At 43.4% G+C, this 24,018-nt stretch carries 22 protein-coding genes and 2 tRNA genes; 18 read left to right on the forward strand and 6 right to left on the reverse strand.

Translation table 11 applies throughout. From position 1 onward, the window contains the following. Positions 1-84: 84 nt before the first annotated feature. The 17 genes from ccsA to rodA all read left to right on the forward strand — a co-directional run bounded on the left by ccsA (position 85) and on the right by rodA (position 17,139). Positions 85-2,685, forward strand: coding sequence for a cytochrome c biogenesis protein CcsA (ccsA, locus tag LN995_RS11735; protein WP_229961263.1), 2,601 nt, complete (start codon positions 85-87; stop codon positions 2,683-2,685). A gap of 309 nt (positions 2,686-2,994) precedes the next feature. After that, a complete protein-coding gene (locus LN995_RS11740; RefSeq protein ID WP_229961264.1) occupies positions 2,995-4,218 on the forward strand; it encodes a glycosyltransferase in 1,224 nt (407 codons plus the stop codon). 8 nt (positions 4,219-4,226) lie between these two features. Next, entirely contained in the window at positions 4,227-5,006 is a 780-nt protein-coding gene (locus tag LN995_RS11745; RefSeq protein ID WP_229961265.1) for a Rossmann-like and DUF2520 domain-containing protein, read from the forward strand. A 90-nt stretch (positions 5,007-5,096) separates the two neighbouring features. Next, the gene (locus LN995_RS11750; RefSeq protein ID WP_229961266.1) at positions 5,097-5,426 is read left to right on the forward strand and encodes a 2Fe-2S iron-sulfur cluster-binding protein; all 330 of its coding nucleotides are present in this window, start codon (positions 5,097-5,099) and stop codon (positions 5,424-5,426) included. Positions 5,427-5,507: 81 nt separating this feature from the next. Further along, on the forward strand, positions 5,508-5,744 hold the full coding sequence (gene iscX / locus LN995_RS11755; RefSeq protein WP_229961267.1) for a Fe-S cluster assembly protein IscX: 237 nt from the start codon (positions 5,508-5,510) through the stop codon (positions 5,742-5,744). Between the two features lie 84 nt (positions 5,745-5,828). Beyond that, entirely contained in the window at positions 5,829-6,326 is a 498-nt protein-coding gene (locus tag LN995_RS11760) for a KdsC family phosphatase (protein WP_229961268.1), read from the forward strand. 130 nt (positions 6,327-6,456) lie between these two features. Then, a complete protein-coding gene (locus tag LN995_RS11765) occupies positions 6,457-6,651 on the forward strand; it encodes a cold-shock protein (RefSeq protein WP_229961269.1) in 195 nt (64 codons plus the stop codon). A 100-nt stretch (positions 6,652-6,751) separates the two neighbouring features. After that, the gene (locus tag LN995_RS11770) at positions 6,752-7,594 is read left to right on the forward strand and encodes a geranylgeranylglycerol-phosphate geranylgeranyltransferase (RefSeq protein WP_229961270.1); all 843 of its coding nucleotides are present in this window, start codon (positions 6,752-6,754) and stop codon (positions 7,592-7,594) included. A gap of 209 nt (positions 7,595-7,803) precedes the next feature. Then, entirely contained in the window at positions 7,804-8,232 is a 429-nt protein-coding gene (locus LN995_RS11775; protein WP_229961271.1) for a Fur family transcriptional regulator, read from the forward strand. Positions 8,233-8,329: 97 nt separating this feature from the next. Continuing rightward, positions 8,330-8,827 (forward strand): DUF4442 domain-containing protein, encoded by a 498-nt coding sequence (locus tag LN995_RS11780; RefSeq protein WP_229961272.1) that lies wholly within the window; start codon positions 8,330-8,332, stop codon positions 8,825-8,827. A gap of 77 nt (positions 8,828-8,904) precedes the next feature. Beyond that, positions 8,905-9,510, forward strand: coding sequence for a phosphoribosylglycinamide formyltransferase (purN, locus tag LN995_RS11785; RefSeq protein WP_229961273.1), 606 nt, complete (start codon positions 8,905-8,907; stop codon positions 9,508-9,510). A gap of 3 nt (positions 9,511-9,513) precedes the next feature. Next, complete coding sequence (gene purH / locus LN995_RS11790) at positions 9,514-11,034, forward strand: bifunctional phosphoribosylaminoimidazolecarboxamide formyltransferase/IMP cyclohydrolase (protein ID WP_229961274.1); 1,521 nt, start codon at positions 9,514-9,516, stop codon at positions 11,032-11,034. Between the two features lie 539 nt (positions 11,035-11,573). Next, positions 11,574-12,599, forward strand: a complete 1,026-nt coding sequence (locus tag LN995_RS11795; protein WP_229961275.1) for a rod shape-determining protein — start codon at positions 11,574-11,576, stop codon at positions 12,597-12,599. Positions 12,600-12,608: 9 nt separating this feature from the next. Continuing rightward, positions 12,609-13,472, forward strand: coding sequence for a rod shape-determining protein MreC (gene mreC, locus LN995_RS11800; RefSeq protein ID WP_229961276.1), 864 nt, complete (start codon positions 12,609-12,611; stop codon positions 13,470-13,472). Next, positions 13,465-13,989 carry a hypothetical protein gene (locus LN995_RS11805; protein ID WP_229961277.1) on the forward strand — a complete coding sequence of 175 codons (525 nt, stop codon included), beginning with the start codon at positions 13,465-13,467 and terminating at the stop codon, positions 13,987-13,989. Before mreC ends, LN995_RS11805 begins: the two co-directional genes overlap by 8 nt. Continuing rightward, positions 13,986-15,812 (forward strand): penicillin-binding protein 2, encoded by a 1,827-nt coding sequence (gene mrdA, locus LN995_RS11810; RefSeq protein ID WP_229961278.1) that lies wholly within the window; start codon positions 13,986-13,988, stop codon positions 15,810-15,812. Before LN995_RS11805 ends, mrdA begins: the two co-directional genes overlap by 4 nt. 4 nt (positions 15,813-15,816) lie before the next feature. Beyond that, positions 15,817-17,139 carry a rod shape-determining protein RodA gene (gene rodA, locus LN995_RS11815; protein ID WP_229961279.1) on the forward strand — a complete coding sequence of 441 codons (1,323 nt, stop codon included), beginning with the start codon at positions 15,817-15,819 and terminating at the stop codon, positions 17,137-17,139. A gap of 115 nt (positions 17,140-17,254) precedes the next feature. On the opposite strand, the gene LN995_RS11820 is transcribed toward rodA, so the two are convergent. The 6 genes from LN995_RS11820 to LN995_RS11845 all read right to left on the reverse strand — a co-directional run bounded on the left by LN995_RS11820 (position 17,255) and on the right by LN995_RS11845 (position 22,922). Next, complete coding sequence (locus LN995_RS11820) at positions 17,255-18,475, reverse strand: PQQ-dependent sugar dehydrogenase (protein WP_229961280.1); 1,221 nt, start codon at positions 18,473-18,475, stop codon at positions 17,255-17,257. 181 nt (positions 18,476-18,656) lie between these two features. Continuing rightward, entirely contained in the window at positions 18,657-18,887 is a 231-nt protein-coding gene (locus LN995_RS11825; RefSeq protein ID WP_229961281.1) for a hypothetical protein, read from the reverse strand. Positions 18,888-19,055: 168 nt separating this feature from the next. Beyond that, a tRNA-Leu gene (locus LN995_RS11830) sits at positions 19,056-19,140 on the reverse strand. Positions 19,141-19,220: 80 nt separating this feature from the next. Continuing rightward, positions 19,221-19,293, reverse strand: a tRNA-Gly gene (locus LN995_RS11835). Positions 19,294-19,512: 219 nt separating this feature from the next. Next, on the reverse strand, positions 19,513-22,143 hold the full coding sequence (gene mutS, locus LN995_RS11840; RefSeq protein ID WP_229961282.1) for a DNA mismatch repair protein MutS: 2,631 nt from the start codon (positions 22,141-22,143) through the stop codon (positions 19,513-19,515). A 44-nt stretch (positions 22,144-22,187) separates the two neighbouring features. Continuing rightward, complete coding sequence (locus tag LN995_RS11845; RefSeq protein WP_229961283.1) at positions 22,188-22,922, reverse strand: type 1 glutamine amidotransferase; 735 nt, start codon at positions 22,920-22,922, stop codon at positions 22,188-22,190. Positions 22,923-23,092: 170 nt separating this feature from the next. Between LN995_RS11845 and LN995_RS11850 the strand changes: the two genes are divergently transcribed. After that, positions 23,093-23,605, forward strand: coding sequence for an RNA methyltransferase (locus tag LN995_RS11850; RefSeq protein WP_229961342.1), 513 nt, complete (start codon positions 23,093-23,095; stop codon positions 23,603-23,605). Positions 23,606-24,018 lie beyond the last annotated feature (413 nt).

Here is a 24,018-nt window from a genome sequence, read left to right on the forward strand (position 1 = left end):
TGTTAAGAGTTGAAGCGAAGAGTCTTTTATAAGGCTCTTCGCTTCAACTCTTAACCTTTAACTTTTAACTTTTAACTTTCTGAGATGATAAATACGCTAATTGGAGATATAGGCCATGCCAGTGTGATAGTAGCTTTTATAGCGGCCATTGTATCTTCTTACGCTTATTTTATGGCCTCACGTACATCGGTAGAGGTATCGGGCGACACTAGCTGGCGCAAGCTCGCACGTGGCGCTTTTTATGTACATGGGCTTGCCGTAATAAGCATTATCTTCTGCCTTTTCAATATTATATACGAGCACCGCTACGAGTATTACTACGCCTGGAGCCACTCTTCTAACCACCTGCCGGTGTATTACATGATCTCCTGCTTTTGGGAAGGTCAGGAAGGCTCGTTCCTACTGTGGATATTTTGGCACGTACTGCTGGGCGTAGCTCTGATTAATTTCGGCAAGAAAAATAAAGTTTGGGAAGCTCCTGTAATGGCGATGTTCTCGTTCGTGCAGTTGTTCCTGACTTCTATGATTCTGGGTGTAGTAATTGGCGATTTTAAGCTTGGCTCTTCCCCTTTTATACTGATGCGCGACTTTATGACAGACGCACCAGTGTTTAAAATGGACCCTAACTTTATACCTAAAGATGGCACTGGCCTGAACCCACTCCTGCAGAACTACTGGATGGTAATTCACCCTCCAACACTGTTCCTGGGTTTTGCTGCTACACTTGTTCCCTTTGCTTTTGCCATGGCTGGCCTTTGGAAAGGCAGGCTGACAGAATGGGTAAAACCTGCCCTGCCCTGGTCTCACTTTGCAGCAGTAGTGTTAGGCATTGGTACTGTTATGGGTGCCTACTGGGCTTACGAAACACTTAACTTTGGTGGCTACTGGAACTGGGACCCTGTTGAAAACGCTGTATATATTCCCTGGTTAGTGTTGGTTGGTGCCGTACATACCATGGTTGTTTACCGCAGAAGTAAGCATGGCCTTCGTGCAAGTTATGTTCTGGTTATTGCATCATTCCTGCTTATCCTGTATGCAACTTTCCTTACAAGAAGCGGTATTCTGGGCAATGCGTCTGTTCACTCTTTCACTGACTTAGGTTTGTCTGGTCAGTTGTTTGCTTACCTGGCTGTTTTTGCTGTCCTCGCCATAACATTATTAGTATACAACTGGCGCAAAATTCCTGCAACAGAGAAAGAACTTTCTACTTATAACGGCGAGTTCTGGGCCTTTGTGGGTTCAGCGGTATTATGCTTAGCCGCTTTTCAGGTACTAGCCACTACCTCTATTCCTGTCTACAACTCTTTTCTGGGCTTTATCGGAATAGAATCTAACGCAGCGTTACCGGCAGACCAGATTGCACACTATACTAAGTTCCAGTTATGGGCAGGTGTAGGCATTGCTTTACTTTCAGGCATTGCGCAGCTGTTATGGTGGCGCAAAGGTGATAAGAACAGCTTTATAGATGCCATCACAATACCAGCTATGCTGACGCTGTTGTTATCCAGCTTAATTATTATTGTGTCAAACAAGTTTGATGTTTTTAACTTTAAGCTAGATAATCCAGCCTACATTGTACTGTTAGTAACTTCCCTTTTTGCTATTTTCTCTAACCTGAGCATTACGCTGGGGCTAATCAGCAAGAAAGTAACCTTGTCTGGGGGGGCAGTTTCTCACATAGGTGTAGCCATGATGCTGATAGGCATTCTGTTCTCTTCAGGATACTCGACCATTATATCACAGAACACCTCTGGCATGTTGTACTCCCGAGAGTTTCCGGATGAGATTAACCGGGATAATGTACTGCTGTGGCGTAACTCACCTACCCAAATGGGCAAGTACGATGTTAGCTATCGTGGACAGTTCTTTGAAGTAAAAGGTGTGCCAGGCTATATAAATAAAGAAATACTGTTCCGCACTGCAGATGAGTACCAGGCAATTGCCCGTGCAGATATTAAAGTTGGAGATAAAGCTTATTATACCACTGGTGACACGTTAGAAATACTCTCTCCGGAAAATACTTATTATGAAGTAGAGTACAAAGAGCGTGAAGGAGATAATACATTTCTGCTTTACCCTCGTGCACAGCTTAATGAAAACATGGGTGGGCTGTTAGCCTCTCCTGATCTTCAGCACTTTGCTGATAAGGACCTTTACACACACGTATCAGGAGTTGCACCAGAAGAAAAAGAATGGGGTGAACTGAAAGAATATGAGGTTTCAGCAGGTGATACTATTATTCTGAATGATTATGTAGCAGTATTCAACGGAATAGAGGTAATTAATAAAGTTCCAGGTGTTGAGCTAAACCCAGGAGATGTAGCTGTACAGGCTGACATGAAACTGCTTGGAGAGAAGAAAAGCTACCACGCACACCCTGTGCTGATGATCAAAGATCAGATGATGGGCCGCTTCCCTGAAACCATAGAGGATTTAGGTTTGCGCATCACCTTCCTGAATATTGACACAGAGAATAACCGCTTCAAAATTGGTGTTAACTCCACTCAAAAAGACTGGATTATTCTAAAAGCAATGGAAAAACCTTTTGTTAACATCCTTTGGATAGGTACTATCATTATGTCTATTGGTTTTGTGATGGCTATTATAAGAAGGAGCCAGGAAGGCGAAACGAACAAGTCTGTAACACCTAAGCCTAAAAAAGCCCGAAAGGTACAGGCAGCGTAACTGACCTATATTGTATTTAAGCAAAAGAGGCTGTTCTGATTTCCAGGCAGCCTCTTTTGCTTAAATACAATTGTTATTTTGATCATACCTTGAAGATATCTTGCAAAGCCTTTTGTTACAAAGGATTTATAGGTGAAGAATTATTGGTATTAGCCAGATTATAGAAAACACATTGTAGCAAACCTGTTTAGGCTCTATAAGTGGTTAAAGTAAGCGTAAAAGGGATTTACTTATCATGTTAAAGCAACTGTTATATATTGTTTTTTGAGTAGCTTATTTTATTTTGAATTAAAGTAGTTCAAGAGTTAAATGAACATTTTCGTTGTACCGTCTTGGTATCCCTCCAAAGACCATCCAATCAATGGTAGTTTTATATATGAGCAGCTTGTAATGTTTTGTGGAATTTATCCTCATGTGAAGGTTGGGGTTTCGTTGTGGGGGCAAAAGAATGAAAGTAACTTACTTTATGTTAAAGATCATCTAAAAAACATAAAGAAGCTTGTTTCTGCAAACATGGCTGAATATAAAACAAGTGTTCTTCCAAACTTAGTTGAATATCATAAACCAACTTTTACCTGGACAAGGAAGATCAATAAAGGAAATATTCAGAATATTGTACGAGCATGTGTAACTAATTTAAAGCGATTCGAATCTGATTTTGGCAATGTAGATGTTATACATGCACATTGCGGTTATCCAGGGGGGTACATTGCAATGGAGATATCTAAGCAGTTAGCAATTCCTTATATCATCACAGAACATTTAGGGCTATTCCCAAGTTCTTTAGTAACAGATAAACGTGGTTGTATTCTTCCTCTCTATCTAAAGCCCTATTTATTTTCAGAAGCCAACATAGCGGTAAGCCCGTTTCATGCGACAGAGCTAGAGAAAGCTTCTATTCCTAAGGTACAAGTAATAGCAAACTTCATTGATGAATCCTCTTTTAAACTAGCTGAACCGCAAGACAAAAACGGTCAGGAGTTTTTGTTTTTCACATTATCAAAAATTGCCTCTTCTAAAGGTACAGACCAATTACTATATGCCATAAAAAATGTTGTACAGCAGAAAAAGCACGTAAAATTTAAGATTGGAGGAGATGGACCTCATAGTGATAGCTTTAAAAGGCTTGCCTCTTTCTTAAAAATAGAGAAACATGTTGAATGGTTAGGTGAAATACCAAGAGACCAGGCTGTGGCAGAGTTTCAGAAATGCGACGCTTTTGTTCTGCCAAGCATTTATGAATCAATGGGCATAGTTTATATAGAGGCATTAGCCTGTGGCAAACCAATTATAGCAACAAAATGTGGCGGCCCAGAGAGTACTGTAACACAGTTCAATGGTTTACTAGTTGATAAAAACAATGTAGAAGAACTTTCAAAGGCAATGCTTTACCTGCTGGATAATTACGGAAGGTTTAATACACAACAAATAAGAAATGACTTTCTTGAAAGGTTTTCCTCAAACGCTGTAGTGCCGAAACTATATGAGCTTTACAGTAAAATTAGCAGTAGCAGTCTTGAACATACACCATAATTTCAAACATGAAAATAGCCATAATAGGCGCTGGCAATGTAGCCTGCCACTTAGCACAGGCACTAGCCTCAGCGGGCCATCAGGTAAAAGCCATATACAGCAGAACAGAACAGAACCGGACAGCGCTGGCAAACATTTTACCACATGCACATGCTATTGATTCACTTAACCTGCAAGAACTTGATATTGACCTTGTAATTATTGCCGTGCCAGATAAAGCACTTGCTATAGTAGCCGTGCAACTACAGGTGCAACCAAACGCCATTGTAGCACATACTTCTGGCTCTCAGCCTATGGCTGCGCTACAAAAAGTGGCCGGTGCACGCACAGGCGTTTTTTACCCGCTACAGACCTTCTCTAAATCCAAACCGGTGGATTTTAAGCAGGTACCACTTTTGCTGGAGGCTCAGGATATGCAAACACTATCAGAACTGGAAGAGTTGGCACAGACAATAAGCGAGCAAGTGCAAACAGTAGACTCTTCAACAAGAAAGCAATTACACATTGCAGCAGTCTTTGCCTGTAACTTTACAAATCACCTGCTGGGCATCAGCCGTCAGTTATTACAAGAGGCAAGCCTGCCACCACAACTGCTGCAACCGCTCATCCAGGAAACTGTAGCCAAAGCCGCACAACAACATCCGTTTACAGTACAAACGGGCCCTGCAGCCCGAAACGACAGCAATGTAATAGAAGAGCATTTGCACATGCTGGAGCAGCACCCTGGCTATCAGTTGCTGTACAAAGAGCTAACAAAAAGCATTCAGGAAGCCCAACTGAATGAATGAATGAAACAACAAATAACCAATACTGAAGTCCTATTTTGATTCGGATACTTCACTTAGTAACTTTGCAGACTTCAAAATGTGGTCTATAAAATGAAAGTTGTAAATATAAATTTTAAGTTTTCCGATGGCTCACCAGATCAGTCCCATCCAGCCGTGGAGGGAGAGTCTGTACTGGATGTAGCTTTAAATAATAGCATTAAGCTACAGCACAACTGTGGCGGCGTATGTGGCTGCAGCACGTGCCATGTGTATGTAGAAGCCGGCATGGATGACTTACCTGAAATATCAGATAAAGAAGAAGATTACATTGACCGTGCTGTAGACCCCAGAATAAACTCGCGTTTAGCTTGCCAGTGTGTTATACAGGGTAACGAAGACGTAGTAGTAACCATTCCTGAACAAGACTTCCTAGGGCACTAACACGTTACTTTGTAAACATACACCTTAAGAGTTCTTCTGATAAGAGTTAAACGACTGATTGATAATTGAAAAGATATAAATATGAGTTACGAACCACCCATGACCTGGAGCGACTATGAGGATGTCGCGATGGCACTGTATGAAAAGTTCGGCGACGACTTTACAGAGTCTAAGATATACCGTATCCGTTTTACAGACTTGCTGGAGTGGGTACTAAGCCTGCCAAACTTTATTGGTAAGCGCGAGGAGGCTAATGAAGGCCATTTAGAGCAAATTCAGGCAGCCTGGGTGTACGAGTGGCGCGACAACCAAGACTAAGTCTTAAAATGGCTTACAAATATTAAATAAAATATATACTTTTAAAGGTTCTTTCCCGTAAAGAACCTTTTTCATTTTATAGCTATGTCAATCACTCAACCAGATCTTACCCGCATCAACACATTTGTTTTAGATGTAGATGGTGTGTTAACGGACGGGCTGTTGTACTGCTTTGCTGATGGAGAGCAGGTGCGCGCCTTCAATATTAAAGACGGTTTCGCTATAAAGCATGCGATTCGCCAAGGCTACCGGGTGGCTATTATATCAGGGAAAAACGAACCAGGAGTGCGTAAACGCCTGGAGGCACTCGATATAGAAGACATTTTCCTGGGGATTGAGGATAAAACAGAGGCTTTTGAAGATTACTTATACATGCAGGGAGTACACCCGGCTACAGTAGCATATATGGGCGACGATATGCCAGACATGGAAGTAATGCAACGCTGTGGATTTAGGGCTTGCCCTGCCGATGCAGCCGATGACATAAAGGAAATAGCAACTTTTATAGCTACAAAGGACGGTGGAAGAGGTGCTGTCCGTGAGTTGATAGAGAAAATTATGAAAGCTCAGGATACATGGTAAAAAGCATTCCACATCTAATTCTACAATTAATTATAAAAATTATTTTAAGTTAAAGTTGCATATATTTAAGTAACTTATATCTTTACAGTAAATTCTATTACCATTATTAATTATTTATTATTCATTTTTTATGAAAACAGGAAAAGTAAAGTTCTTTATTGAGTCAAAAGGCTTCGGTTTTATTACTGAAGACGAAACAAACGAAGATTTCTTTGTACATGTAACTGGTCTCAATGGTGTACAAATTCAACAGCATGACCATGTTGAGTTTGATACGCAGGAAGGTAAAAAAGGAATCAACGCTGTTAACGTGAAGAGAATCTAGTCAGACATACTTTACCGTTACAGAGAAGCCCCAACACCTGGGGCTTTTTTTATGTGCCAGGTAACTGTAATTTTACACCTGCTAGCTTATCCACCAAACCGTGAAAGCATTCTTAACCCTTATACGATTCCCCAACCTTGTACTTATAGTCCTGAGCCAGGCCTTAGCCCAGGCCTGTTTGCTTTCTGCCGGCGTAAGCTGGCAGAAGGTGCTGGAGCCCAGTTTCATTGTACTTACACTGTCTACAGTTTTTATAGCAGCTGCCGGTTACATTATTAACGACTACTATGACATTAAAATTGATGCGATAAACAAACCACAGCGCGTATTGGTTGGTAAGTCAATAAGACGTCGCCCTGCTATGGGGGCACACCTGTTACTGTCCTTTCTAGGTGTAGCTATGGGCCTTTGGCTATCTATACCCGTTGGCTTGATAAATTTAGGAGCAGTACTGTTATTGTGGGGCTACTCCGACAGGCTGAAAAGAATGATGCTGATAGGTAACGTAGTCATTTCGCTGCTTTCAGCATCTATGTTATTAGTAGTAGCTGTTTATGCCGACACATTAAACAAAACAACACTAGGCTACTCCCTCTTTGCTTTACTCATATCGCTGATTAGAGAGATTATCAAAGATGTAGAAGACATGAAAGGTGACGCCTCTTTTGATTGCCGTACCTTACCTATTGTAGTAGGGATGCGCAACACAAAATGGGTACTATATCCTCTTATGGCCACCTTTATAGTTCTTCTTATTATTGCTGCATGGCACCCCAGTACACCTGTACTATTTGATACTTACATGCTGCTGTTCGTGCTGGCCCCCAGTATCTGGATGCTGGTAAAACTTGCTCGCGCTGACCGTAAACAAGACTTTACTTACCTAAGCAATCTGAACAAGCTAATTATGCTGACGGGCATTTTATCTATGCTTTTTGTCTGACCAGTTAGTTTATTACAGGAAAGCAAGAGCTAAGCTAAACAAGAACTTGCTTTAGCTTGGAAATAGCGATTGACTTAAGCTATCAGTCAGGTTCTATTGGGGAACCTGTACAATGTGAGTATCTTTGCAGAAAGATGCAGAGCTAGTGTGTTATATCTATATAACAGAGCTAAACCCTAAAGTCTTTTTATTGCTGATTAAGATATTACATGAGTAAGGCGCAGGAATTATTATCAGAGTACGGGCTACGGAAGACTGGCTGCCGTTTAGATGTGTTGGAGTTGTTTCTTGCCAACCAGTATGCCTTAGCACACTCCGACATTGAACGTATGTTTGGCGATCGTTATGATCGTGTTACTATTTACAGAACACTCCATTCATTCGAGGAGAAAGGGCTACTTCACAGTATTAACGATGTGAGCGGCGCTATAAAATATGCGCTCTGCCAGGAGGCTTGCAGCCAACACCAACACCATGATAACCATATACATTTTAACTGCACCACCTGTGGGCAAACCTTTTGCCTAAACGAAGTACTTATTCCTCACTTAGCTTTACCAATAGGTTATCAGGTAAACGCCCTTCATTTTTCTGCCCAGGGTGTATGTAAGGCCTGTGCTACAGACGACAGCAAATAAACTGACTGCAATAATATTTGTACTGACAGATACCGATATGGCCTGGTAACTGCGTAACTAGTATATATTGCTTAAGTAAACTATTGCCATAACTCAAATGACCAACCCTGCAGAAGAATTCCGGTGTTTAGTTACCTCGCCTACTAAGTTTAAGCTGTTCATGCTGTCTAAACTTCCTATGGCTTATATGGCAGACCTGCGTGTAGCATCCCTCAACAGTACACAGGCAACTGTTACTGTGCCATATAAGTACCTTAATAAAAACCCTTTTAACTCCATCTATTTCGCCTGCCTAAGTATGGCGGCAGAGCTTTCGACAGGAGTACTTTGCATGATGCACGTGTACAAATCAGATCCAGCAGTATCAATGCTTGTAGTAAATATGGAGGCCGGTTTCACTAAAAAAGCCGTGGGCAAAATCACTTTTTCCTGTGATGATGGGAAGCAGATTTTAGAAGCAGTTCAGGAAACCAAAGCAACAGGTGAGGGAGTAACAGTAGTGGCCTCAAGTACAGGCGTGGATGCAACAGGTGACCAGGTGGCCTCATTTAAGTTTACATGGTCTTTTAAAGCAAAGAGAAAGCCATTGAGTTAAAATGAAAATTGTACCGGGCGCTGCTTTGTTGGTCTAAACCCACTATATTTGCACCTTCATTACAAGCACCTTTACTTTTGGCACCAGCTGATAAAAAAAATATAGTCATTTTTGCATCGGGGTCAGGCAGCAATGCACAGCGCCTGATGGAGTACTTCGAGCACCACCCACAAATTCGCGTGGCCGCTTTGTTCGCCAACAACCCGAAAGCGTATGCCCTAAAAAGAGCCGAGACCTTCCACGTCCCGGCTTTTTTATTTACCCGCGATGAGTTTTACAATTCAGATAAAGTGGTAAAACAGTTACAGCAGATTAAGCCCGATGTTATTGTACTGGCAGGCTTCCTGTGGCTCGTGCCCCAAAGCCTCCTGCAGGCCTACCCAAACAAAATTATCAACATACATCCAGCCCTGCTGCCTAAGTATGGTGGCAAAGGCATGCATGGCCTTCATGTACATTCAGCTGTAATAGAGGCTGGTGAAAAAGAATCCGGCATAACAATCCACCTTATAAATGAGGAATACGATAAAGGTGTGTTTGTGCTTCAGGAACGATGCCCGGTGCTCCCACAGGATACGCCTGAAGAGTTAGCTGCCCGTATACTACAGTTAGAGCACACACACCTGCCGTTGGTGGTAGAAAAGTTTTTAACAGATCAAGAATACTCTTCTAATAATAATTAACCCATGCAATCTATTAAAATTAAGTCCGCGCTTATTTCGGTATATTATAAAGACCGTTTGGAGCCACTTGTAGAGCTTCTGAAAGCTAATGGAGTTACAATTTATTCTACAGGAGGCACACAGGCTTTCTTAGAAGAACAGGGAGCTGAAGTAGTAGCCGTTGAAGACCTTACTGCTTATCCTTCTATTTTCGGAGGTCGCGTTAAAACCCTTCACCCGAAAGTGTTCGGTGGCATCCTGCATCGCCGCGACAACGAAAGCGACTTGGCTGAGCGGGAGAAGTTCGAGATTCCGCCGATTGATTTAGTAGTAGTAGACCTGTACCCGTTTGAAGAAACGGTAGCTTCAGGTGCCTCTGAAGCAGACATAATTGAGAAAATAGACATAGGTGGCATTTCCCTGATCAGGGCAGCCGCTAAGAATTTTAACGACGTACTTATTGTTTCTTCCCGTGATCAGTACGATGAGGTAGTAGAAGTGCTGAAGGCAAAAGATGGTGCCACTGACCTGGAAGACCGTAAGTGTTTTGCTGCCAAAGCATTTGATGTTTCTTCTCATTACGACACACACATCTTTAACTACCTGAACGGTGAGCAAGAGCAGGTGTTTAAACAAAGTGTGCGCGAGACAACCCCGTTACGCTATGGTGAAAACCCTCATCAGAAAGGCACTTTCTATGGTAAACTGGATGACCTTTTTGAGCAGTTAAATGGTAAGCAGCTATCTTATAACAACTTAGTAGACATAGATGCTGCTATAGCTTTAGGCGCTGAGTTTGAAGAAACTGCCGTGGCTATTTTGAAACATACGAATGCTTGCGGCTGTGCCACCGGCGACACCGTTAAAGATGCTTTCTTAAATGCTTTGTCTTCTGACCCTGTTTCTGCTTTTGGTGGTGTAATCATCACTAACAGAACTGTAGACTTAGCTGCTGCAGAAGAGTTAAACAAGCTGTTCTTCGAAGTGCTAATTGCTCCAGCTTTTGATGCGGAAGCCTTAGAACTGCTTCGCACGAAGAAAAACCGCATTTTGTTAAAGCAAAAGCCGGTAGAGCTGCCAACTAAGCTTTTCAAGACATTACTGAATGGCGTAATTGAGCAGGATAAAGATTTGGCAACAGAAACAGAAGCAGACTTTAAAACAGTCACGAAACGTGAACCAACTGCTGAAGAGAAGAAAGCGCTGGTATTTGCTGCCAAAGTTTGCAAGCACACTAAGTCTAACACCATTGTGCTGGCTACAGATAAAATGATGTTTTCCAGCGGCGTAGGCCAGACTTCCCGTGTAGATGCCCTACGCCAGGCAATAGAAAAAGCAAAGAGCTTTGGCTTTGATGTAAGTAAAACTGTAATGGCCTCCGATGCTTTCTTCCCTTTTCCGGACTGCGTAGAAATTGCCGATCAGGTAGGTATAAAAGCTGTGGTACAACCAGGCGGATCTATTAAAGATCAGGATTCCATTGCTTATTGTGACGCACACGACATGGCCATGGTTATGACTGGCGTACGTCATTTCAAACATTAAATTTATCTGGTTTGACTTTTACAGCCCCAGCTTTGCCTAGCGAAGCTGGGGCTTTTTCATTATCCGCACCTCTTCTTCTATACTATAAGCTCTAGATTTGCAGAGAGTGACTTACATGACATAAAAAGGGAAGAGGACTTACTTACTATATAATTTTCTCTACAAGTTGTGCTAGCAGATTCCCTGACTTGAACAAAACAGAAAAAAATTTGGCCCCATATAACAGAGTTATGATCACTAGGTTTATAATTATTCAGTAAAAACGACACAAGCATTATATGTTTTTCAATTAAGCTCCTCCCCCCACTTGCCTTAAAAAAAGCTCCATATTTCAATCTGACATACTTTAGGACGTTATCAAGTACGTTATTAGAGCGCACTATTCCGGCTGTTATATAAAAAGATTTGAAAACTTTGCTCAGAGAGGCTATAGCATTATTAATTCCGCTGAATTTCACTAATTTTGCCGCAAGTTTTTGACTAGAAATATTGTATATTAAAAATATAGGAGACTACCGCACCTCTTCAACTACTTCGAAATGGGATTATTTAATTTTTTAACCAGTGATATAGCAATAGATTTGGGTACTGCCAATACCCTTATCATTCATAACGATAAAATTGTGGTAGATGAGCCATCCATCATCGCCATCGATCGCACATCGGGCAGAGTAATTGCAGTAGGCCGTAATGCAATGCAGATGCATGAGAAAACTCACGAAAACATCCGCACCATTCGTCCGCTCAAAGATGGTGTAATTGCCGACTTCCACGCTGCAGAGGAAATGATCCGGGGCCTGATTAAGATGATTGACACAGGCCGTCGTTTGTTCCAGCCGTCACACCGCATGGTAATCTGTATCCCTTCTGGTATTACGGAAGTAGAAAAACGTGCCGTACGCGACTCTGCACAGCACGCCGGCGCTAAAGAAGTATGGATGATACAGGAGCCAATGGCAGCCGCTATCGGTATTGGTATTGATGTAGAACAACCGATTGGCTCTATGATAGTAGATATCGGAGGTGGTACAACTGAAATTGCTGTGGTGGCCCTTTCAGGCATTGTGTGCGATCAGTCTATCCGTATTGCCGGTGATGTGTTTACTAAAGATATACTGGATTACATGCGCCGCCAGCACAACCTGCTGATTGGAGAACGTTCCGCTGAGAAAATAAAAATTGAAGTAGGCGCCGCGCTTACAGAAATAGAAAACCCTCCTGCTGACTACGAAATCCGTGGCCGTGACCTGATGACTGGCATTCCTAAAGTAATTAAGGTAACGTACCAGGAAATAGCTATTGCACTCGACAAGTCTGTCTCTAAAATAGAAGAGGCTGTTCTAAAGGCACTGGAAATTGCCCCACCTGAGCTTTCGGCTGATATTTACGACAATGGTATTCACCTGACAGGTGGTGGTGCTTTGCTTCGTGGTTTAGACAAGCGTCTGGCTGCCAAAACAAAACTTCCGATTCACATTGCAGAAGATCCTTTAAGAGCAGTTGTAAGAGGCACTGGTGCCGCCATTAAAGATATTGAGGGCTTTAAAAACGTACTGCTGACGTAACAGACCCACATGCGGAATCTTTTTGCATTTATTTACCGGTTCCGTGCGTTCCTTGTATTTGTATTGCTGGAGGTGCTGTGCGTATACATGATTGTACGCTACAACACCTACCAGGGAGCAGCCTTTTTCAACTCTGCCAATAAGTATATAGGGCAGGTGCTGGAGTACCAGAGCAGTGTGACTGATTATTTCAGGCTAGCGTCTGTAAACACGACACTTGCAAGAGAAAATGCAGCGTTGCGGGAAGAAGTCATGAGGAACAGACTGGAAGAACAGGCTGACAGTACTGACCGCCTGGATACACTTTACTATGCCCCTTCTGATACGTCAAAGCTGTCTCCGTATGTTCTACATGCAGGCCGTGTAATTAATAACTCCGTGCGACGAACCAACAACTACCTGACACTTTCTATCGGTACAGCTGATGGAGTAATGCCAGGCATGGGCGTTATTTCTTCTCATGGAGCTGTAGGGCGTATCAAAACAGTTTCAGAACATTACTCCACTGCAACATCACTATTGCACTCCCAGCTCCTGATATCGGCCAAAATTAAGAGTAACAGTACTTTCGGAACCGTTAAGTGGAATGGCGGAAACTACCGCACAGCTTTACTTGATTATATTCCGCTGCACATAAAGCCTGCTAAAGGCGATACAATTGTAACAAGTGGGTTCAATACTGTTTTTCCGGAGGGCATCATGATTGGCACTATCAACTCCGTGGAAAAAGAGCAGGACAAGAGTTTTTACACCATTAAAGTAAAACTGGCCGTAGATTTTGCACAGCTTTCTTACGTGTATGTTGTAGAAAACACGCTGAAAGACGAGCGGGACTCCTTGGAAATAGAAACAGGCATACAACCCAATGAATAGTAGCTTTGGCATACGACATATCATACAGTTTATTCTGTTTGTAGTACTACAAGTTTTCCTAATGGACAACCTTGTGCTCTTCAGCATGGGGTTCTGTTTTATTTACACTGCCTTTATACTATTTCTACCTATTAATATAAGCCGGGTGTGGTTACTGATACTGGCTTTTGCTACAGGCTTTACGGTAGACATGTTCTATGACACTATGGGAATTCATGCAGCAGCCAGTGTGCTCCTGGCATTTTTAAGGCCACTCATTTTGAACCTTCTCACACCCCGTGATGGTTACGATACCAATGACTCAGTTAACATACACGTGATGGGCAAAAGCTGGTTTACGACCTATGCTCTTATTCTGATTCTGGTGCATCATGCAGCCGTGTTCTTTTTAGAAACAATCAGCTTTAACGACATATGGTACACACTGGCTAAGATACTGCTAAGTACCCTTTTCACGTTTGTAGTAATGGTAATTTTACAACTGCTGTTCTTCTCCGTTAAGAGAGCGAATAGATGAACTATTTGGAAAACAGAAAATACGTTATACAAGCCATTTTCCTCGTAGTAGGAATTGTCTTTGCCTGTCGGCTCTTCTACATACAAGTTATAGACAGCAGCTATAAGCAGGCTGCTGAGACTAACGCTATCAAAACGATCATTCAGTATCCATTCAGGGGGCTGATTTATGACCGTAATGGCAAGCTGCTGGTACAGAACACACCTGTGTACGACCTAATGGTGGTACCGAAGGAGGCCCGGAATATTGACACATTAAAGCTTTGCAAGTTAGTAGGTCTGCCCTTGGAGGATGTTCGGGAACGCCTTAAAAAAGCAAGAACTTACTCGTATGTTAAGCCTTCTATCTTTTATCAGAAACTCAGCACCCAGGAGTTTGCCCATATCCAGGACAATCTGATAGACTTCCCCGGCTTCTATATTAATGCACGTACTGCCCGTGGTTATCCGCACCAGAGTTTAGCGCATGCATTAGGTTATATTGCCGAAATAAGCCCTAAGCAACTGGAAGACAGCACGTACAGCGGCTACCGCTCAGGCGACTATATCGGCAAAAGCGGTATAGAGCTGGAGTACGAAAAGTACCTGATGGGTAAGCGTGGAGTAAAGTATAAGATGGTGAACGTGCGAGGTATTGAGAAAGGCGCTTTTAAGGAGGGCGCTTACGATACACTTTCTGTAGCCGGTCAAAACCTGGTGAGCACGATTGACCTTGACCTGCAAGCTTATGGCGAGTACCTGATGAATGGTGCCAAAGGCAGTGTAGTGGCTATAGAACCAGAAACAGGAGAAGTGCTGGCTTATATATCGTCTCCGTTTTACGACCCAAACCTGTTTACAGGTAAAGAATACGGTAAAAATTACATGGAGCTGCTGAACGAGCCTAACAAGACAATGTTCAACCGCCCTATTATGGCCAGCAGCAACCCTCCTGGGTCTATCTTTAAATTAGCACAGGCGCTTATAGCACTGCAAGATGGCATCATAACTCCGAATACAGGTTATCCATGTAATCAGAGCCTGATAAAGTGTTCTCACGCTCATGCAGCCCCAACTAACCTTTCCATTGCGATTCAAACTTCCTGCAACCCTTATTTCTACCAGGTGTTCAGGGCCATGCTTAACCGCGGCAAGTCTAAAAATACATTTAAAGATACTGCCCTTGGTTTAACTGATTGGCGTGACCAGGTTACCAGCTTTGGCTTTGGTACCAAACTAGGCATTGACCTGCCGAACGAGAAACAAGGCATTATAGCCTCTACCGCTATGTACGATCGTATTTATGGTCCGAACCGCTGGAAATTCTCTACCATTTACTCGCTTAGTATAGGGCAAGGTGAACTTGGCGTTACGCCACTACAAATGGCAAATTTTATGGCCACCATTGCAAACAGAGGTTATTATATTACACCTCACATTATCCGGTCTATTGGGGAGCATGGGGAACCGCTACCAGAATACCAGGAGCGTCATTATACAACGGTAGCATCTAAGCACTTTGAACCAGTTGTTGATGGTATGGCAGCTGTGGTGGCATCTGGAACAGGTAGAAATGCTAACTTATCAAAACTTGGAATAGAGGTCTGTGGAAAAACAGGAACAGCGGAGAACCCACAAGGCAAGGACCACGCCGTATTTGTTGCCTTTGCCCCTAAAGTAAACCCGAAGATTGCCATAGCAGTGTATGTAGAAAATGCAGGCTTTGGAGCTCAATCGGCAGCACCTATCGCCGGCCTGATGATAGAAAAGTACCTGACAGATTCTGTATCCAGGAAACCTATGGAAAAATGGGTGTTAAGCAGAGAGTACCTTAATATAGATTAGCACCATGGCTGTTGAGCAAACTATACCCAAATATAAAGTAGCTACACGTAGCAGCAGACGCAACTCTAATAAGGTGCTTCAGAACCTGGACTGGGTAACCATACTGCTCTATTTCACCCTAGTGGCCTTAGGCTGGATGAATATTTATGCAGCCGTATATAGCCCTGACAATGTGGTTAATATTTTCAGCTTCGATATTAACTCAGGTAAGCAACTTGTCTGGATATCTGCTTCGGTAGTACTGATTATTATTCTACTCGTTGTTGATTATAAAGTATACGAGCATCTGGCCTATCCTATCTATGGAGGTGTTATACTGTTGCTTTTAGTCACGCTGGTTATAGCCAAACCCATTGCAGGTTCCAGATCCTGGCTTGATTTAGGGGGAGGCATTCGTTTGCAGCCTGCTGAGCTAGCTAAATTTGCCACGGCCCTGGCTGTTTCCAAGTTCCTGAGCAATGTAAACCTGCGTCAGCAGAACCTAAAAGATCAAATGGTTTTAGCAGCCATTACCTTACTGCCTCCTGCTATCATCATTCTTCAGAATGAGACAGGCTCTGCCCTGGTTTTCGCAGCTTTCGTGCTGGCCTTCTTCCGGGAAGGCATGTCGCCTCTTATTCTGATTATAGGTGGTACTGCCGCAGCCATTTTTATCCTGACGCTACTGGTGCCAAAGCTGTACCTAATCATAGCTATCACAGCTCTTATGGGCGCAGCTGTCTGGCTAGACTACCGCCTGATGCGCCGCATTAAAACTATGGTAGCCTTGCTCTTGCTGGTAATAGCTATGATCTTTAGTGTAGATTACTTTGTAAATGACATCCTGCAGCCACACCAGCAGAACCGCATCAAGGCTTTAATAAATCCTGAGGCAGACCCGCTGGGCTTTGGCTGGAATGTAACCCAGTCTAAAATTGCAATTGGCTCTGGTGGCCTTTTGGGAAAGGGTTTTTTGGACGGCACTCAAACTAAATTTGACTTTGTACCAGAGCAGAGTACCGACTTTATTTTCTGCACTATTGGAGAGGAGCACGGCTGGATAGGCAGCACTGTTCTGATAGCATTGTTTATGTTGTTGCTTATTCGTATTGTGTCCATTGCAGAACGGCAGAAGTCGGTATTTGGCCGCACGTATGGTTATTGTGTCGCCTCTATCATCTTCTTTCACTTCCTGATAAATGTAGGCATGACGATAGGCCTTGCACCTGTGGTGGGCATTCCGTTGCCATTCTTCAGTTATGGGGGCTCTTCGTTGTGGTCGTTCACTATTCTGCTTTATATCCTTTTGGCTATTGATGCAAACCGTAGCCTGGATTTATCAAGGTAAGCTGTAAAAACCACAATTTACCTGCCTTAATATAATAAAAAGCCCTAGCCAAGTCTTCTACTTGGCTAGGGCTTTTTTAATTTACCTGTTTAGCTATAAGAAATTACAATCTTTCTTAAGGTTGATAAGCAACTCTGTAGATTACACCATTTGTATCGTCTGAGACTAACAGAGAGCCATCTGTATGTATTGCAACACCTGCCAGACGCGCAAAATGAGCGCGGTTATCATTGATAAGGAATCCTGTCAGGAAATCATCAAAGCGTACAGGCTGTCCGTTTTCAAAGTGTAGCCTTACCACTTTATAGCCAACCGGTGTACTTCGGTTCCAGGAGCCCCGCATAGCCACAAAGGCATCTCCCTGGTATTCTGCCGGGAACTGGTCTCCTGTATAGAAAGCCATGGCCATCGGAGCGGCATGAGCCGTGTAGGTCATTACAGGAAGTGTCGTCAGTTGCAGGTACTGCTCATAAGTAGTATCTCCCTGTGGCCGGTCACTTGGGTTGTATTTACCCTCTCCATAAATATAAGGCCAGCCATAATTCGCACCTTCCTCAATTTTATTTACTTCCTCTTTCTGCTCTGTGTCGCCCAACCAATCAATTCCATGATCTATTCCCCATAGTTCGCCTGTTTCCGGATGCCAGCCAAAACCAATGGTATTACGCAAGCCTTCGGCAAATATCTCCCGATCAGATCCATCAGAACTGAGGCGTAACATAGTGGCATTCTCCGGATTTGGCTCAGGGCAAGAGTTACAGGTACTTCCGACAGAAAGATACATCATACCATCCGGGCCAAAGGCAATTGTGCGGTTTGGGTGCTGGCCTGCATCGGGCAGGTCATTAACCAGCAACTGAGGCTGACCTAAAGTGCCATCCATGTTCATATCTGCAACATATAGCTCCCTGATAGCAACAATATACATTCTGCCATTATGGATAGAAAGCCCGTGTGCGTGCCTGATGTTTGCTACAGTTTCCTCACTTTCTGCTATGCCATCGCCATTTGTATCCTGCAACAGCATAACTTCTCCTGCTTCCCGGTCTGAAACATACACATGGCCTGTGCTGCTAACCACCATCATACGCGGATGGCCTAAGTCTTCGGCGAACTTTTGCACTGTAAAGCCTGCGGGTACTTCAAGCTGCTGCACATTAGCGTCAGTAGCAGGCATGGTGGCTGGCTTAAAAACATAACCGGCCACTTGGGAGGTAGTAGGGTCATCATCTGTTTCCGGAATCATAGAGTCCCAGAAATCATCGTCATCACTACAACTAAAGACAAAGATTGTTAATGCTGACAGCACAAGGGTAGATTTGATCCATGTTTTCATAGTTTATATAATTGTTTTGGTGTTTCTCACAGAACCTACCCCAAGCCTACCATTACCAGGTAAGGATTCTGGTACAGTAGTATTTAATGTTTAGATAGATTATGAGATTTATTAACGTGCTGACACCTCTTATAGTTTAGTCAGATTATCAACAAGATACAGATAGCAAGTACATGCTTACTTAAGCCAGCATGTTGATGAAGGTATAGTGTATACCCAGGATGTTCTCATGAGAAAAATGGAACAGACACCTTTGCTTCTCTTTATGAGGAATAAGTATTACTTGGCCAACGCCATGGTAATCCACCTCTGCCTGTAGTCCAAGCAGCACTTCAACTACAGAAGAATCTCTTTCCGGAAACAGCCGACACAGTTCATGGACATTTGTAATAAGCACTGTTTTATGCTCCATAAAAAGACTTTAAAGTAAGCTTCTGAGGACTTTTTTTTATACGAGCAAAAGCAGTTAAATGGACAAACCTGTACAGGAACAGGACCTTTGCTAAAGCAAATGTTAAAAACAGCTTGTAAAGCAAAAAGCCTCTGTCGCAATAGCAACAGAGGCTTTGAGGCTTTAATGTACCAGGAGCGGGAATCGAACCCGCACGGCCTAAGCGGCCACAAGATTTTAAGTCTTGCGTGTCTACCAGTTCCACCATCCCGGCAGCCATTCGGAGCAAGGTCCGAAGTGGTTTCTTCAAAAAACAAAGACGTTGCGTATAACAACGTCTTTGTTCCATTACTGAGCGGGAGACGGGATTCGAACCCGCGGCCTCGACCTTGGCAAGGTCGCGCTCTACCAACTGAGCTACTCCCGCTTTTTTTGTTTTTTCTAAACCGCCGTAGTGATTTAGTGATGCAAAGATATAGACAAAATTTGACTTGTCAATAGCTACTGTAAAAATTTTCCTCTATTTTTTCTTTTGATACTGATTATCAGGAAGAAAATTTTCAAAAACATTTACACCTATTTAAACAAGCTATTCCTGCTTTATTAAAAATGGTAGCAGAAGTTGTTGCTTCTGCTACCATTCTGACTACTTAGCAGTTTCTTTTTTATCCTGCAGCATCAGTTTCAGCTCATTTAGTTTCAAAAGAGCCTCTACAGGGGTAATGGTGTTGATATCTACCTTTTCAAAAGCTTCTTTTATACGCTCCATCTGCGGGTCGTGTATCTCAAACATGCTTAGCTGGTAATTACTTTTAGGCGCTGATTTCATTCGCTGCTGTGGTGCCTGCTCCGATACTTTCTCCTGCTCCAGGTGATGCATTATTTCATCAGCACGCAACACCACGCTATTGGGCATACCAGCCATCTGCGCCACATGTATACCAAAGCTATGTTCACTGCCACCCTCAACAAGTTTGCGCATAAACAAAATCTTTCCACCTGCTTCTTTTACCGAAACATTATAATTCTTCACGCGTGGCAGTTCTTCGGCCAGTTGGTTCAACTCGTGGTAATGCGTTGCGAAAAGTGTTTTGGCCCTGAACTTCGGGTGGTTGTGCAGGTGCTCTACAATGGCCCAGGCAATGGAAATACCATCGTAGGTGCTCGTACCACGGCCAATCTCATCCATTAACACCAGGCTACGGTCCGAGAGGTTATTCATAATGCTGGCTGTCTCAGTCATCTCCACCATAAAGGTAGATTCTCCTTTTGACAGATTATCCGATGCGCCTACACGGGTAAAGATCTTATCGATAATACCTACAGAAGCGGCCTCTGCAGGCACAAAACATCCAATCTGAGTCATCAGCACAATCAGTGCCGTCTGGCGTAGCAAAGCACTTTTGCCAGCCATGTTCGGCCCTGTAATAATAATAACCTGCTGCTGTTCATTGTCGAGAAAGATATCATTGGGTACGTAAGCTTCTCCTAATGGCAGTTGCTTCTCAATTACCGGATGGCGGCCTTTCTTAATATCCAGCACATGCCCCTCACTTACTTCAGGCTTTACATAACGGCTGCTAATTGCAATGTTGGCAAAAGAACTCAGGCAGTCGATAACCCCAATTACTTTGGCATTTTGCTGTACCTGTGCAACATAATCCATTGCATGCAGCACCAACTCATTAAAAAGCCTGAACTCGATGGTATAAATACGCTCTTCGGCATTCAGAATCTTCTCTTCATACGTTTTCAGCTCTTCTGTAATGTAGCGTTCTGCATTTACCAGCGTCTGCTTCCGAATCCAGGAAGAAGGCACTTTATCTTTGTGTGCATTACTTACCTCCAGATAATAACCAAATACTTTGTTGTAGGCTATTTTAAGTGAACTGATGCCTGTGTTCTGCACTTCACGCTGCTGTATCTGCGTCAGGTAATCTTTGCCCGAGAAAGCAATCTGGCGCAACTCATCTAACTCTTCCTGTACACCATCGTTGATCATATTGCCCTGGTTCGTGAGCAAAGGAGGCTCTGGCTTCAGCACCCTTTTTATTTCTTCCCGCAGGCCATCGCAGGGTGCTAACTGAGCAGCTAGCCGCTGCAGCGCAAGAATATCACTCAGCGCCAATAGTTGCTGAATCGGTTGTATGGCATCCAGCGCTTTTGCCAGCTGTATCAGCTCCCGCGGGTTTACCCGGCGTACGGCAACTTTCGAAATCAAGCGCTCCAGGTCGTTTATCTGCTTCAAATGCATCGTAAGCTCATCCAGTAACTCACGGTGCTGCGTAAGCGCCTCCACTGTATCCAGGCGGCGCCTGATCTGCGTGGCATCCTTTAGCGGCAATACCACCCATTTCTTCAGCAAACGGGCTCCCATTGGCGTTACTGTTTGGTCGAGCACCTGTATCAGCGGTACTCCCTCCTGATGCTGTGGAAACAGCAGCTCCAGGTTACGCACCGTAAACCTATCCAGCCACACATACTTATCTTCCTCCAAGCGGGAGATGGTGGCAATGTGACTGATCTCGTTATGTTGCGTTTCAGAAAGATAATGCAGAATAGCTCCGGCAGAAATAATACCTTCACTCATTCCCTCTATGCCAAAGCCTTTCAGTGAAGCTGTGTTAAATTGCCTTGTCAGCGACTCGTAAGCGAAATCATATTTAAAGACCCATTCTTCCAGCGCATAGTACCTGAAGTCCGGGCCATAGCGCTCGGTAAAGGTTTCTTTCTCATGTTTGCAGAATAGGACCTCCGCTGGTGCCAGGCTTTGCAATAGCTTGCCAATATAGTTCCTGTCTCCCTGCGCTGTGATGAACTCTCCGGTAGAAACATCCAAAAAAGAAATGCCCGTTTCGGTCTTGCCAAAATGTACCGCAGCCAAGTAATTGTTACTGTGCCTTTCCAGCACCTGGTCGTTAAAAGAAACACCCGGCGTTACCAACTCTGTTACGCCACGCTTTACAATACCTTTTACCGTTTTAGGGTCTTCTAACTGGTCGCAGATAGCCACGCGCTCCCCTGCCCTTACCAGCTTTGGCAGGTAAGTGTCCAAGGAGTGATGCGGAAAACCTGCCAGCGCTGTTTCAGAGGCAGAGCCATTGCCTCGCTTAGTTAGCACAATATCCAGTATCTTACTTGCTTTGATGGCATCTTCTCCAAAGGTTTCGTAAAAGTCCCCTACCCTGAAAAGCAACAGCGCCCCCGGGTGCTTCCCCTTAATAGCGTTGTACTGCTTCATGAGTGGGGTTACGGTGCCTTTATCTCCTCCTTTCATATATCTGTAAAATGCGTATCGTTATCGGATAAATGTATTAAAGTTTACTGGTAACAAGACAACTTACTTGCTTTGCTTACCTCTTGCGCGCTTTCCTCAATGTTGCCAAGCAACGTGTACAGAAACGCCTTCATGTTCTTTTTGTGTTCTTCCTGATTCAGCCAGCTAACGGCATCCTGTACATAAGGCCCCGCAGCCAGTTTCCCTTTGCTGTACTTCATCAGGTGGCTTATAATCTGCTCATCATACTCTGGGTGAAACTGTGCCCCCACCACATGCTCTCCGTACACAAACAACTGATTGGCACAAGCCTCATTACTTGCCGCTACCTTAGCTCCTTCCGGCAGCAAAAAAGTATCTCCATGAAACTGAAAAGCTGTAAAATTCTCCGGCAGCCCTTTCAGAAAAGGCACTGAAGCAGCCTGCTCGTTTAAGCTTATGTTACACCAGCCTATTTCCTGGTGCGCATGTGGATAAGCTTTACCTCCTAGGGCATCGGCAATCAACTGAGCTCCCAGGCAGATACCTAACACAAACTTTTTACGCTTCACGGCCTCCCGAATAAATTCCTTTTCTTTGATGAGCCAAGGGTAAGCATCTTCCTCATAAGCACCCATAATGCCACCTAATACTATCAACAAATCAAAATCGTCAACTGGCGGAAGCACCGCATCAGCATCCATTACTGTTCCTGTAACAGTATGATGGTGCTCTTCTATCCAGGTTTGGATCATTCCTAAACCAGACAGGCTATGATTTTGTATGTAGTGAATGTGCATAGTCAGCTTTGGTTAATGCAAACATAGCCTTAACGACCTTTACAAGGCGATAATGGTAAAATAAATTATGATTCCTGACATAACTCTCGGAGCTTTACAGTACCTATAGTAGAACTTAAACTATAGCATCATCATTCAATTTAAGCTTTTTTGTTTTGCGTAAACTTTCGATGGACGAACTCAACCGTGAATCGGTTGAAGAATTCAAAAATAAGAAAAAAATACCGTTAGTCTTGGTGCTGGACAATGTACGCAGCCTGAATAATGTCGGCTCTGTGTTTCGCACCGCCGATGCCTTTATGGCCGAAAAGATTTACCTCTGCGGCATTACCGGCACACCACCTCACCGCGATATTGAGAAAACAGCCCTGGGAGCAACCGAATCGGTAGACTGGGAGCATGTACCTAACACGTTGGAACTGGTGCAAGAGCTTAAAGCACAGGCCTATAAAATTGTTTCTGTAGAGCAGGCAGAAAACAGCACGAAGCTGAACGACTTCAAACCGGAGCCGGGGCAACAGTATGCTTTTGTGTTGGGGAACGAAGTATTTGGCGTAGAGCAGGAAGTTATTAGCATTTCTGATTTAGTACTGGAGATCCCCCAGTTTGGCACAAAGCATTCGCTGAATATATCTGTGGCTACCGGAGTAGTGGTATGGGACTTTTTAAGTAAGTCTTTATAAAGGGAACAATACTGCTTAATTAGCCTAAACTCTAGCTGCTGCTGTTTATACAACGGCAGCAGCCTTATGGGCTTATATTCTTTGTATAAAAGAACTACTGATACTACTAGTAGATGATTATAACAGCTTAGAAAAGATGCTTAAGTCCTTTGATCCTCTTTTGTCCTTAAGCATTACTGAACTATCTCAAAAGTTTAACATGAGAACAACATGAGAAGCTTGCTTATAAGAATGTTATGAATTTTATGGAGTGATTGTAGTTATATTCTTGCCCAAGGGTGCTGAAATATCAATCATCTTTCCTATATTTAAAGTAATTTGTTATATTTTGATATAACTACAATCGCTGAATACATTGGTTTCAGCGGCGCTTTACATAAGATGGTGCTCCTTACAGAAAGTGTGTTTACAAC

Origin of the sequence: Pontibacter silvestris (assembly GCF_020907275.1) — a bacterium.
In the GTDB taxonomy this organism is placed as follows: domain Bacteria; phylum Bacteroidota; class Bacteroidia; order Cytophagales; family Hymenobacteraceae; genus Pontibacter; species Pontibacter silvestris.

Bases quoted from the DNA above. Each gene is read 5' to 3' on its own strand.
- ccsA (WP_229961263.1), top strand. From the start codon at position 85: ATGATAAATACGCTAATTGGAGATATAGGCCATGCCAGTGTGATAGTA.
- LN995_RS11740 (WP_229961264.1), top strand. From the start codon at position 2,995: ATGAACATTTTCGTTGTACCGTCTTGGTATCCCTCCAAAGACCATCCA.
- LN995_RS11745 (WP_229961265.1), top strand. From the start codon at position 4,227: ATGAAAATAGCCATAATAGGCGCTGGCAATGTAGCCTGCCACTTAGCA.
- LN995_RS11750 (WP_229961266.1), top strand. From the start codon at position 5,097: ATGAAAGTTGTAAATATAAATTTTAAGTTTTCCGATGGCTCACCAGAT.
- iscX (WP_229961267.1), top strand. From the start codon at position 5,508: ATGAGTTACGAACCACCCATGACCTGGAGCGACTATGAGGATGTCGCG.
- LN995_RS11760 (WP_229961268.1), top strand. From the start codon at position 5,829: ATGTCAATCACTCAACCAGATCTTACCCGCATCAACACATTTGTTTTA.
- LN995_RS11765 (WP_229961269.1), top strand. From the start codon at position 6,457: ATGAAAACAGGAAAAGTAAAGTTCTTTATTGAGTCAAAAGGCTTCGGT.
- LN995_RS11775 (WP_229961271.1), top strand. From the start codon at position 7,804: ATGAGTAAGGCGCAGGAATTATTATCAGAGTACGGGCTACGGAAGACT.
- LN995_RS11780 (WP_229961272.1), top strand. From the start codon at position 8,330: ATGACCAACCCTGCAGAAGAATTCCGGTGTTTAGTTACCTCGCCTACT.
- purH (WP_229961274.1), top strand. From the start codon at position 9,514: ATGCAATCTATTAAAATTAAGTCCGCGCTTATTTCGGTATATTATAAA.
- LN995_RS11795 (WP_229961275.1), top strand. From the start codon at position 11,574: ATGGGATTATTTAATTTTTTAACCAGTGATATAGCAATAGATTTGGGT.
- mreC (WP_229961276.1), top strand. From the start codon at position 12,609: ATGCGGAATCTTTTTGCATTTATTTACCGGTTCCGTGCGTTCCTTGTA.
- LN995_RS11805 (WP_229961277.1), top strand. From the start codon at position 13,465: ATGAATAGTAGCTTTGGCATACGACATATCATACAGTTTATTCTGTTT.
- mrdA (WP_229961278.1), top strand. From the start codon at position 13,986: ATGAACTATTTGGAAAACAGAAAATACGTTATACAAGCCATTTTCCTC.
- rodA (WP_229961279.1), top strand. From the start codon at position 15,817: ATGGCTGTTGAGCAAACTATACCCAAATATAAAGTAGCTACACGTAGC.
- LN995_RS11820 (WP_229961280.1), bottom strand. From the start codon at position 18,475: ATGAAAACATGGATCAAATCTACCCTTGTGCTGTCAGCATTAACAATC.
- LN995_RS11825 (WP_229961281.1), bottom strand. From the start codon at position 18,887: ATGGAGCATAAAACAGTGCTTATTACAAATGTCCATGAACTGTGTCGG.
- mutS (WP_229961282.1), bottom strand. From the start codon at position 22,143: ATGAAAGGAGGAGATAAAGGCACCGTAACCCCACTCATGAAGCAGTAC.
- LN995_RS11845 (WP_229961283.1), bottom strand. From the start codon at position 22,922: ATGCACATTCACTACATACAAAATCATAGCCTGTCTGGTTTAGGAATG.
- LN995_RS11850 (WP_229961342.1), top strand. From the start codon at position 23,093: ATGGACGAACTCAACCGTGAATCGGTTGAAGAATTCAAAAATAAGAAA.